The sequence below is a fragment of the Pseudomonas sp. Z1-29 genome, assembly GCF_051131995.1.
Lineage (GTDB): Bacteria > Pseudomonadota > Gammaproteobacteria > Pseudomonadales > Pseudomonadaceae > Aquipseudomonas.
Genome location: NZ_CP071645.1, coordinates 5,841,885 through 5,854,652, shown reverse-complemented (window position 1 = coordinate 5,854,652; position 12,768 = coordinate 5,841,885). Strand labels below are relative to the sequence as shown.

Sequence of the window (12,768 nt, the reverse complement as noted above, 5' to 3'; positions counted from 1 at the left end):
CGCCACAGTAACCATTCTTCAGGCCAGACAAATGCGTCTGGCCTGAAGAGCGGGTCAGAACTGATAACTCACCGTAGCCGCCACGTTGCGCTCCTCGCCCATGTAGCAATAGCTCAGGCTGGCGCATGACGCGATGTAGCTCTCGTTGGTCAGGTTGTTCGCGTTCAGGCGCACATCCACGCCCTTCAAGCCGACCTTGCCCAGGTCATACCCCACCGAGGCATCGAACAGCGTGTACGACGGCACCTTCATGGTGTTTTCCGCGTCGGCCCAGCTGTAGCCGACATACCGCACGCCGCCGCCCAGCCGCAGGCCATCGAGCGTGCCGCTGTCGAATTTGTAGTCAGCCCACACCGATGCCATGTGGCGCGGGGCCTGGGTCGGAGAGTTGCCTTTGTTTTCGATGATGTCGGTGGGCGTGCTCAGGGTGCTGACCATCGATTTCGAGTATTCGATGTCGGTGAAGGTGTAGCTGCCCAGCACCTTGAACTGCTCGGTCAACTGCATGTGCGCTTCCAGTTCCAGACCCTGGGAACGAACAGCGCCAACGGCGCGGTAGAAGTTTTCCTGGGGCAGCTTGGTCGCCAGGTTCTCCTGGTCGATTCGGAACAGCGAGGCAGTGTACAAGTCGTCGGTGCCCGGCGGCTGGTATTTCAGGCCCAGTTCCCACTGCTTGCCGTCGGTGGGCGGCAGCGGGTTGCCGGCGCTGTCGGCGTAGGAGTTGGGGTTGAATGACTCCGAGTAGCTGATGTACGGCGCCAGGCCGTTGTCGAACAGGTACAGCGCCCCGACCCTACCGGTGAGTTTGGTGCGCTTGTCGTTGATCTCGGTGCCTTCCGGACGGCCGAATTCGGCAATGCGGTTCTCGTCCGAGGTCTCGACCCAATCCTGGCGCAGGCCCAGAGAGAAGCGCCACTTGTCCATTTCGATCAGGTCTTGCAGATAGACGCCGGTCTGCTCCAGGCGCCGCAGGTAGCTGGTGGGGCTGAAGTAGCTGATCGCCGAGTTGCCGTAGACCGGGTCGAAGGCGTTGATCGGCGCGAGGCTGCCGCTGGTCCAATCGACCACGGTCTTGCGCCGCTGGTAGTCGGCGCCCATCAGCACGGTGTGTTTGGTGGCGCCGGTGAAGAATTCCGCCTGGAGCATGTTATCGACGATGAAGGCGTGGAGCTTTTCTTCAGCGCCGGTGTAATAGCGGTTCAGCTCGTTGCTGGTCGGCGTGGTCCAGTCATAGGCATAGACCTGGTCATTGCTGACGTCCGAATCCAGGTAGCGGAAGTTCTGTCGGGCGGTGAAGACGTCGTTGAAGCGGTGTTCGAACTGATAGCCGAACGACTGCTGGTCACGTTCGTAGCCGTCGACGCCAGGCTCGCCTTCGAAGAAGTTCTCCGAAATCCGCCGGCCGTTGCGCTTGTGCAAGGTGCCGTTCGCCGGCATGCCGCCGTGGTAACCGCCGTCGGGGTCATGCTGCAGGTAGGCTTGCAACGTCAGCGAGGTGTCTTCGCTAAAGTCGATGCTCACCGTGGGCGCGAGGGCGAAGCGCTTTTCCTTGTTGTGGTCGAATTGCGTGTCGGACGTATCGGCCAGGCCGACCAGGCGGTAGGCGATGCGCTTGTCGTCATCCACCGGGCCGCTGAAGTCGAAACCCATGCCGCGTTGGCCTTGGGTACCGACCGTGGCCTGGATCTGGTGATAGGCCTCGTACAGCGGTTTCTTGCTGGTGAGCGCCACCAGGCCACCCGGCGAGCTGCGGCCATAGAGCACGGAGGACGGGCCCTTGAGGATGTCGACCCGCTCGAGGAAATACGGATCGACCTGAATCGAGCTGTAGGTGCCGCTGTCACCCATCGACTTCAAACCGTCCAGGTAGATGTTGTCCACCGAGCCATCGTTGAAGCCGCGCATCGCCACGTAGTCGTAGCGGTGGGTCGCGCCATAGGGGTTGGTCAGCACGCCAGGGGTGTAGCGCATTGCCTGGGACACGGTTTGCGCGCCCTGGTCGTCCATTTGCTCGCGCGTGACCACCGATACGCTTTGCGACGTTTCCCGCAGGGCGGTACTGGTCTTGGTCGCCACCTGGCTGTGGGTGGCGTTGTAGCCTTCCATGCTGCCGAGAGCGTTACCCAGGGCGAAGCCTTTGACGTCGGTGGTCGGCAACGCCAACGTGCTTTCGGGGGCCACGGTTTGCAGCACATAGCTGCCGCTATCCTGGCTGACGGCAACCAGCCCTGAGCCGCTGAGCAACTGCTGCAGGGCCTGGTCCGCCGAATATTCGCCTTTCAGGCCGGGGGACTGGACGCCGCCGGTTTGTCCAGGGGTACTTGCCAAGGTGATACCGGCCTGGCGGGCGAACTGGTTGAGCACCTCGCTCAACGGGCCGGCGGCTATGTTGTAGTTCTGGCGGCCGGCGATCGCGCCATCCTGCGCCGCGACAGCGGACATCGGTAGGGCGCCGACACCGAGCGCCGTGCTCAACAGCGCGGCGCGGATGGCCTGGCGCAGCAGGCCGGTGGGCGAGGAACAGCCGAGGGAAGTCTTGAGAGTCACGCGCTCAGTCATTGTAGGTTTCCGTTGGAGTCGCTGGAGGCAGGTAAGCGTTGCTTACTGTCCTAGCCGGACGCCCGCGCAAAACCCGCCAAAAAAAATCAGGCCGTACGCTCCACCGTGATCCACCAGCGGGTTCGGTAGTGTATTTGCACGGGGAGCGTGTGCGGCAGGACGGCCAGCAGCTTGTCGGTGTCTGCCAGACGGAAGACGCCTGACAAGCGCAAATCGGCGATCGAGGCGGCGCATTTCAGGTAGCCCCGACGGTAACGTCCCACTTCGTTGAGGAAGTCTTCCAGGCGCATGTTGCGCGTGACGATCAAGCCGTCCGCCCAGGCGCCGGCGTCCATGTCCAGGGGGGGCGCGAGCGTCGCGGTGGATGCGCTGACCAGGTAGCTTTGTCCAGCTTCCACCTGGATCGGGGCGCCGTCGCTGCCGACATGCGAGCGGATGGCGACGTGTCCGCTGGCGACACTCAGGCGCGTGCAGTCGTTGTCCTGGCGCACGACGAAGCGGCCCTCCAGCCCCTCGAACAAGCCGTGTCGGCTTTTTACCAGTAATGGGCGTCCGGGATCGCGGCCGCAGGTGAGCATGATTTCGCCGCGCGTCAACGTGATCAGGCGTCGCGAAGCCGTGTAATCGAGGTCGGCCGCGCTGTTGGTATTGAGCTCCAGTCGCGTGCCGTCTGGCAGTTGGAAGCCACGTCGTTCGCCGGTGGCGGTCGCAAAATCGGCGCTCCACGGCTGCCAGCCCAGGTCCTTGCCCAGCCAGGCGGCGCAGCCCATCACCGCCACGCCTGACAACAGCTTCAGGGCCTGGCGCCGGCCGAGGCGCTGGGCGCTGGTCTCCAGGGTATCGAGGGCAGTCCGGGCGCCAGGTACCGCCCGCAGGCTGGAAGTCAGTTCGCTGTGCAGCGATTGCACCCGTTGCCAAGCCAGTTCGTGGTCATGGTGAGCGATGCGCCAGGCCTCGCACTGTTGGCGCAGCGCTGGGTTGGCGGCATGGTTGCGCAGGCGCAGCAACCAATGGATCGCTTGCTTGACCACCTGCTGTGATGGGCCCCGGCCCGAAGGCTGGTCCATCGGTTCAATCTTCATAGCGCAGCACATAGCAGTGGTACAACGCGTCGGCAACGTAGCGTTCCACCGAGCGCAGGGAAATGCCCATCTGTTCGGCAATCTGCTTGTAGGTCAGGCCTTCGCACTGGGCCAGCAGGAACGCCTTGCGCACTTTGGGCTTGAGGCCTTCGAGCATCCGGGCGATGGCCTCCAGCAGCTCCAGGATCAATGCCTGGGCTTCGGCGCCGGGCGTTTGCGCTTCCGGCAGGTGCGCGATGGTCTCAAGGTAGGCGCGTTCGATTTCCGCTCGGCGCCAATGGTCAATCACCAAGCCCTGGGCGATGGTGCGCAGGAAGGCGCGTGGCGCCTTGAGTTCCAGGCGTTCGGTGCGTTGCAGCAGGCGCACGAAGGTGTCCTGGGCCAGGTCCGCTGCATCGGCGGCATTGCCCAATCGGTTGCGCAGCCATGTGTGGAGCCAGCCGTGATGGCTGCTGTAGAGCGCCTGTACTGCAAACTGGGGGGATGACATGAACGCGACGGCCTGGAGTCACAAATGATAATAGGTCGCATTGTCATCAGCGCGGGTCAATTTTGCAACCACCATTCATTCGCCTGCGGGCGTCACGGCACGCCGGTCAAGCCGTTCCGTCGGACAATCGAACAGCGGCCTAATTTTTTGTAGGCATTGGCCGACAGAGTGATATAGGTGCACCAAAATGGAGCGGATCCAATATCGCGCCCACCGGTTACATGGCAGTTGCACTCCACTTCCTGCATAAGAAGCCCACCCATGAATCTCAAGTTCAGTCACAAAATCCTCCTGGCCGCCTCTGGTGTGGTGGTCCTGGCTTTTGCCCTGTTCACGCTCTACAACGATTACCTGCAGCGCAACACCATCGGTCGAAGCCTGGAGTCGTCCATCGAGCAATCCGGCGACCTGACAGCCAGCAGCGTCCAGAACTGGATGAGTGGCCGTGTGCTGGTGTTGGAGAACCTGGCGCAGAACATTGCGCACCAGGGCGCCGGGGCCGATTTGCCGGGGCTCGTCGACCAGCCGGCATTGACCTCGAATTTCCAGTTCACCTATGTCGGCCAGAACACCGGCGTTTTCACTCAGCGGCCTGACGCCAAGATGCCCGACGGCTACGACCCGCGTCAGCGCCCTTGGTACAAGCAGGCGGTCGCCGCGGATAAAACCATGTTGACCCCGCCCTACATGGCAGCCGTCGGCGGGCTGGTGGTAACCATTGCCCTGCCGGTCAAGCACAACGGCGAACTGCTCGGTGTGGTGGGTGGCGACCTGAGTCTGGAAACCCTGGTGAAGATCATCAACTCGGTGGATTTCGGCGGCATCGGCCATGCGTTCCTGGTCAGCGGCGACGGTCAGGTGATCGTCAGCCCGGACAAAGACCATGTAATGAAAAACCTCAAGGACATCTACCCAGGCACGCCGGTGCGCATCGGCAAAGGTATCCAGGAAGTCGAGCTGAACGGGGAGGACCGCATCCTTTCGTTTACTCCGGTGGCAGGCTTGCCGAACGCCGAGTGGTATATCGGACTGTCGATCGACAAGGCCAAGGCCTACGCGCCGCTGAGCCATTTCCGTACGTCTGCGTTGATTGCGATGTTCGTCGCGGTGGCGGCGATTGCGTTGTTGCTGAGCCTGCTGATCCAGGTCTTGATGCGTCCGTTGACCACCATGGGCCGCGCCATGCAGGACATTGCCCAGGGCGAAGGCGACCTGACCCGACGTCTCGTCGTGCAGGGCAAGGATGAGTTCGCTGTGCTGGGTGGTTCGTTCAACCAGTTCGTGGAGCGCATCCATGCATCGATTGCTGAAGTGTCTTCGGCCACGCGGCAGGTACATGATTTGTCGCAGCGGGTGATGACGTCGTCCAACGCCTCGCTTGTCGGCTCGGATGAGCAGAGCGCCCGCACCAACAGCGTGGCCGCTGCGATCAATCAGTTGGGCGCCGCGACCCAGGAAATCGCCCGCAATGCCGCCGATGCTTCGCAACAGGCCAGCGGCGCCAGCGAGCAGGCCGACGACGGGCGCCAGGTGGTGGAAAAAACCATCCAGGCGATGACCGCGCTGTCGCAGAAGATCAGCCTGTCGTGCACCCAGATCGAAACCCTGAACGCCAGCACCGACAACATCGGGCACATCCTCGATGTGATCAAGGGCATCTCTCAGCAAACCAACCTGCTGGCGTTGAACGCCGCCATCGAAGCGGCCCGTGCCGGTGAAGCCGGGCGTGGCTTTGCGGTGGTGGCCGATGAGGTGCGCAACCTGGCGCACCGCACGCAGGAGTCGGCTGAAGAGATCCACAAGATGATCACTTCGTTGCAGGTGGGTTCTCGTGAGGCGGTAACCACCATGAACGCCAGCCAGGCCTCCAGCGAAGAAAGCGTGGAAGTGGCCAACCAGGCCGGCCTGCGCCTGGTCAGCGTGACCCAGCGTATCGGTGAGATCGACGGCATGAACCAGTCGGTGGCCGCCGCGACCGAAGAACAGACCGCCGTGGTGGAAACCCTCAACATGGATGTCAGCCACATCAACCTGCTGAACCAGCAGAGCGTCGCCAACCTCAACGAAACGCTGAAGGATTGCGATGCCTTGTCCCAACAGGCCAATCGGTTGAAGCAACTGGTGGACAGCTTCAAGATCTGATCAGCCGAACCAGCGCCATCGCGCTGGTTCTCCATGGATTTCCTCGTGGCGAGGGAGCTTGCTCCCGCTGGCCTGCGAAGCGGGCCCCGGCAGTCTCCAGGCGGACCGCATCAGCCGGTTTGGCGACTGCTGCGCAGCCGAGCGGGAGCAAGCTCCCTCGCCACGGGGTTTTGGGTTGTCCGTGAGGGTTTGGGGTGTATGGGGTGACGCCTTCGCGAGCAGGCTATGCAGGGGTCTCCATGGATTTCCTTGTGGCGAGGGAGCTTGCTCCCGCTGGCCTGCGAAGCGGGCCCTGGCATTTCTCCAGGCGGACCGCATCAGCCGGTTTGGCGACTGCTGCGCAGCCGAGCGGGAGCAAGCTCCCTCGCCACGGGTTTTGGGTTGTCCATGAGGAGGCGGTGTCCGGGCTGACGCTTTCGCGAGCAGGCTCGCTCCCACAAGGGAGTAGTGGTCAGGTGAACATCTTCACCACGTTCTCCATCGCTTCATCGGCGAACCCTTGCAGGAAATCCCTGAAGCCCGACGGGGTATGGGCGTCGGTGTGGTCGGCAATGATGGTCCAGGTGGCGCGGCAGCGGTTGTCCGCCAGGGGCTCCACGCGCATGGCCGCCCAGAGGTTGTCGATGCCCAAGGTGTTGTAGATCAGTGTCCAGGTCATGTGCATGGCCTGGTCGTCACGGCTGTTGAGCTGTTCCACCACCAGGTTCTGTCCGTCGACGAAGAATTTCTTGCGCAGGGATCTCATCCCTTCGCCGGTCATTTCGATGCGCTCAAGCGCGGGGATAAAGCGGTTGAACCCGCCAAAATCGCCGACCACTTCCCAGACTCGCGCCGCGTCAGCGGACACTTGCACCGAGGTTTCAACGTGGCAGGCTTGAGGATTCTTGATCAGTGTGTCGGGTTGAAATGTGGTCATGGTCTTGCTCCTTGCTTTGGGGTGGGATGGTTCAGATGAAATCAATGGCCTTGAGGTAGTCCGCGCCACGGCGTAGCAGGGCCGGGGATTTTTCCGGGTAGCGCGCGCCCATCTGCCGGACGCCGGACCGGGCATTGTCATGACGGATCAGCGAGATGTCGCCGATGTCCTCCTCGAAGCCGTTCAGATAGAAACCCAGCACGCCGAACAACGCGTTGTCGGCATCGACCCGCGCCAATTGCCGTTGCCAGTCGGCGACGCTCACCAGGGAAAACGCCCGGCCGCTGTCCCGGAACGACGCCACGTAGGCGTCCCAGCTCAGCGGTTCGGGGTTGTGCAGATTGAACACGGCCTGGTTCGGTTGGTAGCGGCTGGCGTGGAAGGCGATGAAACGGGCCAGGAAGTCCACCGGCATCAGGTCGAAGTTGAGTGACAGGGCCGGCACCTGGCCGAGCTGGATCGAGCCCTTGAGCATCAGCATCAACCGGTTCTTGTGGGGTTGGCAGACCCCCGTCTGGCTGTTGAAGCTGATGTTACCGGGGCGGAACAGGTTCACCCGCACGCCAAGGTCACGGGCCCGCTGCAGGATTCGCTCGCCGACCCATTTGGACAGGTTGTAGCCGTTCTTGATGTAGATCGGCGGTGTCTGCGCCGCCGGTTGCTCCAGGACCTGGCCATCGGCGTCCAGGGCGCTGGACGCCGAGAGTGTCGAGACGAAGTTGAAGATCTTCTTGCGCCGGCCTTCGCACAGGCGCAGGCATTCGAAGATCGGCTCGACGTTGTCCCGCGCCAGGGACTCGTAGTCGAGCACGTGGTTGACGTGGGCCGCGTTGTGCACCAGCGCGCCGAAGGTGCTGTCGATGCGTTGGTAGATGTCGTCCGGCAAACCCAGTTGCGGTTGGGTGATGTCGGCGGCGTAGACGCTGACGCGACTCAGGTCCAGATGCTCCAGGCGATTGTCCCGCAGGGCCTGGGCGAACCGTTCTGCCGCGCTTTGCCCGCCGGACTCACGCACCAGGCACGCAACCTCGGTGGCGCCCCACGCCAACAACGCCTCGACGATGTGTACGCCGAGAAAGCTGTTGGCACCGGTCACCAACACTTTGTGCACATCACCGCTCTGGCTGATGGGCAGTGGATCAAGGTTGAGCTCCGCCTCGGCGTCGATGAAAGCCTGCGGGCTCAGCGTTGACGTACCGCTCTGTCCGGAGTCGTCGAGCAGCTTCGCCAGGGTGATCAGCGTCGGTGCTTCGATGAAGCGATTGATCGACAGGCTACGGCCGAACGACTGGCGGATGCTCAGCAGCAACTGCGACAACAGAATCGAATGCCCGCCGAGGTTGAAGAAGCTCTCGTCGGTGGCGATGTCCTCGGCCGGCAGTTCCAGCAGCTCGGCCCAAAGCGCTCGCAGCTGGTTTTCCAAGGCGTTCTGCGGCTGGCGTCCCTGGCCTTCGGCCTGGACCGGCCCCGCCGAGGCAAGCAACGCCCGGCGATCAACCTTGCCATTGCTGGTGTAAGGCAGGCTGGGCAACTCGATGTAGGCCGTCGGGTGCATGTAGCTGGGCAACCTGTCCTGCACATGCTCGCGCAATGCCTGAAGAGCCGCGCCGGGAAGTTCTTGCACAGGGTTCACCAGGAACGCCAGGATCCGCCGGCGTTCATCCACCCCCACCGCCACCTGACGAAACAACTGGCTGTCGCGCAGGCAATGTTCGATCTCCTCGGGCTCGACCCGAAAGCCACGGATCTTCACCTGGTTATCGCGACGTCCACACAGCTCGATCCCAGCGTCCGTCCACTGGCCGATATCCCCGGTGCGATAGGCCCGCAGCGTCTGCCCGGTGGGCAACGTCAGGTTGAGGTAGCGCTCGGCGGTCAGCCCCGGGGCGTTCAGGTACCCCAGGCCGACACCCGGCCCGGCAATGTAAAGCTCACCGGGCGTGCCGTCGGGCACCGGTTGCCGTTGCTCGTCCAGAATCAGCAACCGGGCATTGGCAATGGGTCTGCCAAGGTTGCGATTGTTGTCGCCGCTGCCGAACTGCCGCGTGGTCGCCAGCACCGTGGTTTCGGTCGGGCCATAGATATTGTGGAAGCGGCACTGTGGCGCCAGTTGCTCGATCACATACGGCTCGCAGACATCCCCTCCGGTGACCAGGTGATCCAGCCCCAGCGGCGCGTCCAGCGGCAGTACGCTCAGCAGTGCCGGTGGCAGGAAGGCGTGGCTGACGCGCTGTGCGCGAAGCAACGCGATCAGTTGCTGCGGGTCGCGGCGCTGGTCTTCGCTGGGCACGATCAACAGTCCGCCCTGGATGAACGTCGGCAGGATGTCCAGCAGCGACGCGTCGAAGTTGATGGTGGAAAACTGCAGTGCGCGACTGTCGCGCTTCAACTCGACATGGTCGCAGTACCACGCGCAAAAATGGCTGAGGTTGCGCTGGCTGAGCAACACGCCTTTGGGCTGGCCGGTGGTACCGGAGGTGTAGATCGCCACGGCCGGCTCGTCGATGCCCGCCACGCGCCGGATTATCGAGAGCGGGATGGCCGGTTTCGAAGAGGGCAGTCGATGGACGTTCAGCCTGGGTATTGCGCAGTCGTCCAGGTCGCTTTGTACGTCATGCAGCAGCAGATCGGCCTGGGCATTTTCCAGGATGAAGCGCCGCCGCTGCGCCGGGTGTTGCGGGTCCAGCGGCAGGTACACCGCTCCGCATCCCAAAACCGCCAGGATCGCTGCATACAGCGGCGCGGATTTGGGCAGGCACACGCCGATTATCCTCGGACGGTCAGTCGCGCCCGGCAGGATTTCCAGCATCGATTGTTGCAACCTGAGCGTCAGGTCGCGCAAGGATCGGTAGTCGATGAGCTGACCGTCGACCCACAGGGCCGGTTGCGTCGGCTGATCAAGCATGCGTTGTTCGATGCTATTCATCACCGGCACTTGGGCGGCGGCCAGGAGCCAGGGCACCGGGGCGCGGTTGAGGTGATGTTCGAAAGCCAGCGGCTCCAGCGCATCGAGCCCGTGCAGGAGCTCGTCTGCAACGGCGGTTTCCAGCGTCGGCCAGGTGTCGAAGCGGGTCTCGTCCCGCGAGAGCTGGCTGACCAGCCGGGCGCCGTGCTCGACCACCGCCGCCAGTGCGCAGAGGCGCAATGACTGGCCGTTGCCCCGGCTTGGCGGGGCAATCACGGCCTCGGATAACAGGCGCTGTGCAGCGTCGCGGAAAACCACCACCGGTTGCGGTAATGCCTGGCCTGGCAAGGCCTGGAGCGCCACGCGCACATGAAGTCGAAAGCGCGCCTGCGTGGCACACGGCAGCGTACCGTCATCGATCGACAGGTCGACCGCGCCGTGGGCGGTTGGCGATCGAAAATCCCTGACCGAATGACCGTGAAGTTCAAGTTCCCGGGCCAGTTCGGCCATGGCCTGGCTGGTGCCGGATAGCGCAATTTCGAGGCGTTTCATCGAAAGCTCCTCATGGGGTCAGGTAGTCGGCCAGGGCATCGCGCACGCACGGTGATGCGAGCATCGAGCTGGTGCGAAAAAAGCGTGTGATGTTGCCCACCAGCGGGTGAAAACGATTGATCGGGTACGCCAACGCGCTGGCCTCATCCCGCAGCGACTGACGTACCGATTCATCGACGGGCAGATGGGCGATCAGCTCGAAATCGAACTGTTGTTGCAGGTCGCTCGCCAGGTACTCGGCAATGAAGCCGGGCATCAGTTGCGCGATGGCTTGGCGGTCTTCTTCCGGTGCGGTGCGCCAGTAAATCTGCACCAGCCGTGTCCAGAAACCGGAGTGCCGGCCCTCATCCTGCAAGTGGTCCGCCATCAGACCTTTGATCGAGGCCTTGACCGAATCATCCCGGGCAAAGGCCGCCACTTCGTTGGTCACCGTGTTCTCGGCAATGGCGATGCAGATCAGCTCCACGGCACTGAGCAAATGCTCCGGTGCGCGCGCCAGCGTGGCTGGGACCGCGCGGCTGAGTTCGATCTGGTCGGGCAGCGGGATCGGCTCGATGCCGGTCATGTCGATGGTCTGTTGCATGAAGTCCATGGCCACCAGCGCGTGATAGTCCTCATCCACCACCACAGTCATCGCGTCGTAGCGACAGGCGAACGGAAACTCGATGCCGAAGCGGTTCTTGGCGATGCGCCGCGCGGTGTGGTCCACCAGCTCAGTCTCGAAAATCACCACGTCATTGATGAATTTGTAGAGGCTCTGCACCAGGACAAAATCGCGCAACTGCGGGCAGTGGCTGAGAAAGGTCTGGCTGTGCACAAGGGGCTGACGGCTCATGGGGAAGATCAGCTTGTCGTCATCCTCGACCCGGCGCCGTGGTCGGGTACGGATGGTGGCGCGGCTTTCCCAGGCGTCGGCGAAGGACTGGTATGAAATGGCGTTCATGGCGTCACCTGCGCAACCGGCAGGGCCATGCTCTGGCGCAAACCATCCCACAACGCCGCGCGGCTGTGGACGGCGGCGAGGGCGGCGGCAAGGACTTCGCGCTCGCGCTGCGGGTCGCCATCGATCAGCCGTGCGAGCAATTTTTCCGCAGCCGGGCCGTGGTCTTCGGAGTCCACTTCGATATGCCGTTGCAGGTAATAACGAAACGTCGGTGCCTGGTCCAGGCCGATGCCCCAGGCATCCAGCATGCGCTGGAACATCTGCGGGATGACGCTTTCGCGACCGTGCACGAACGCGGCGGCCACGCTGTGGGCCGGGGCGTGCAAGGCAGTGTGCAAGGTCTGGCGTACGAAGCGCGCCGCGGCCGGGTCTACCTCGACGCTGTCCAGCGCGGTTTCGGGGCTGACGCCTTCCTGTTGCAGGGCAATGAATTGCTCAATGGCCCGGGTATCCGCGCCGACCTCGCGCATGGCGTCCAGGTACAGCTCGAAATGGCTGCAATAGCCCGCTCCGGGACGGTCGTCGGATTCTTCCCCCAAGACGATTTCATTGATCAGCCGTGCTGCGTGCGGGTCGGCCGGAGGTAGCCACGGCAACTGGATACAGGTCAGCTCGCGTTGCAGGCGCTTGGTCAAGGACATGAAATCCCACACAGCAAAAACATGACTTTCCATAAAACGGCGCAACAGGTCGATTGATGTTATTTCAGAAAAAACCGGGTGTTCACCTAGTTCGAGTTTCTTCAGGAATAGTTGTTCTTTGGTTGGCTGCATTGGAACGTCCTCATCAATGATTTTTGTCCGGAAGTTGCTTCGCCAGTTTTTTCGGTGCGAGCGAGCGCGTGAACCGGAGTCCATGTTTTCTTGATACAGATGTTTTATTTTTGCTCAGGGTTGAAAGGCCTGCTGGAGGCCTTTCGGTCATGAGTCTTGGGGTCGAAGGCAACTCGACGTAGAAAAAGTTAGTGCATGTAACAAAGGCTCTGCAAGTTATTTTTTATATATTTAAGTTGGCGTAATTCTTGAGCGTGAAGAGGGTTGTTAAAACTTTTCATATAAGTTTTATTGGGTCGAAGTTGCTCCTTCCGATTTATAACTATCAGAATCGAATGGTACGAGTGAATGCCTCACCCGGAGCACTTCAGGGAACGGGAATTAAGTAAGTGATGTTTTGTGGGCG

The 12,768-nt window shown here is 62.2% G+C and carries 8 protein-coding genes; 1 reads left to right on the top strand and 7 read right to left on the bottom strand.

The genetic code is table 11. The features are described 5' to 3' along the window. Window positions 1–54: 54 nt before the first annotated feature. From J3P84_RS26550 to J3P84_RS26540, 3 genes are all read right to left on the bottom strand, one after another. On the bottom strand, window positions 55–2,559 hold the full coding sequence (locus tag J3P84_RS26550; RefSeq protein ID WP_434626628.1) for a TonB-dependent siderophore receptor: 2,505 nt from the start codon (window positions 2,557–2,559) through the stop codon (window positions 55–57). Between the two features lie 86 nt (window positions 2,560–2,645). Next, window positions 2,646–3,626, bottom strand: a complete 981-nt coding sequence (locus J3P84_RS26545) for a FecR domain-containing protein (RefSeq protein WP_434631544.1) — start codon at window positions 3,624–3,626, stop codon at window positions 2,646–2,648. Between the two features lie 4 nt (window positions 3,627–3,630). Beyond that, the gene (locus J3P84_RS26540) at window positions 3,631–4,131 is read right to left on the bottom strand and encodes a sigma-70 family RNA polymerase sigma factor (protein WP_434626625.1); all 501 of its coding nucleotides are present in this window, start codon (window positions 4,129–4,131) and stop codon (window positions 3,631–3,633) included. Window positions 4,132–4,392: 261 nt separating this feature from the next. Between J3P84_RS26540 and J3P84_RS26535 the strand changes: the two genes are divergently transcribed. After that, window positions 4,393–6,273 (top strand): methyl-accepting chemotaxis protein, encoded by a 1,881-nt coding sequence (locus J3P84_RS26535; protein WP_434570461.1) that lies wholly within the window; start codon window positions 4,393–4,395, stop codon window positions 6,271–6,273. Between the two features lie 451 nt (window positions 6,274–6,724). Here the strand turns inward: J3P84_RS26535 and J3P84_RS26530 are convergent, their stop codons facing one another. Genes J3P84_RS26530 through J3P84_RS26515 form a run of 4 tightly spaced genes read right to left on the bottom strand, consistent with a single transcriptional unit; the run spans window position 6,725 to window position 12,362 of the window. Next, window positions 6,725–7,189, bottom strand: a complete 465-nt coding sequence (locus J3P84_RS26530) for an SRPBCC family protein (protein WP_434626622.1) — start codon at window positions 7,187–7,189, stop codon at window positions 6,725–6,727. Window positions 7,190–7,220: 31 nt separating this feature from the next. Beyond that, window positions 7,221–10,646, bottom strand: a complete 3,426-nt coding sequence (locus J3P84_RS26525) for an amino acid adenylation domain-containing protein (protein WP_434626619.1) — start codon at window positions 10,644–10,646, stop codon at window positions 7,221–7,223. A gap of 10 nt (window positions 10,647–10,656) precedes the next feature. Further along, on the bottom strand, window positions 10,657–11,589 hold the full coding sequence (locus J3P84_RS26520; protein ID WP_434626618.1) for a diiron oxygenase: 933 nt from the start codon (window positions 11,587–11,589) through the stop codon (window positions 10,657–10,659). Then, entirely contained in the window at window positions 11,586–12,362 is a 777-nt protein-coding gene (locus J3P84_RS26515; protein WP_434602463.1) for a DUF3050 domain-containing protein, read from the bottom strand. The genes J3P84_RS26520 and J3P84_RS26515 overlap by 4 nt, the downstream gene beginning before the upstream one ends. Between the last annotated feature and the right edge of the window lie 406 nt (window positions 12,363–12,768).

Bases quoted from the DNA above. Each gene is read 5' to 3' on its own strand.
- J3P84_RS26550 (WP_434626628.1), bottom strand. From the start codon at position 2,559: ATGACTGAGCGCGTGACTCTCAAGACTTCCCTCGGCTGTTCCTCGCCC.
- J3P84_RS26545 (WP_434631544.1), bottom strand. From the start codon at position 3,626: ATGGACCAGCCTTCGGGCCGGGGCCCATCACAGCAGGTGGTCAAGCAA.
- J3P84_RS26540 (WP_434626625.1), bottom strand. From the start codon at position 4,131: ATGTCATCCCCCCAGTTTGCAGTACAGGCGCTCTACAGCAGCCATCAC.
- J3P84_RS26535 (WP_434570461.1), top strand. From the start codon at position 4,393: ATGAATCTCAAGTTCAGTCACAAAATCCTCCTGGCCGCCTCTGGTGTG.
- J3P84_RS26530 (WP_434626622.1), bottom strand. From the start codon at position 7,189: ATGACCACATTTCAACCCGACACACTGATCAAGAATCCTCAAGCCTGC.
- J3P84_RS26525 (WP_434626619.1), bottom strand. From the start codon at position 10,646: ATGAAACGCCTCGAAATTGCGCTATCCGGCACCAGCCAGGCCATGGCC.
- J3P84_RS26520 (WP_434626618.1), bottom strand. From the start codon at position 11,589: ATGAACGCCATTTCATACCAGTCCTTCGCCGACGCCTGGGAAAGCCGC.
- J3P84_RS26515 (WP_434602463.1), bottom strand. From the start codon at position 12,362: ATGCAGCCAACCAAAGAACAACTATTCCTGAAGAAACTCGAACTAGGT.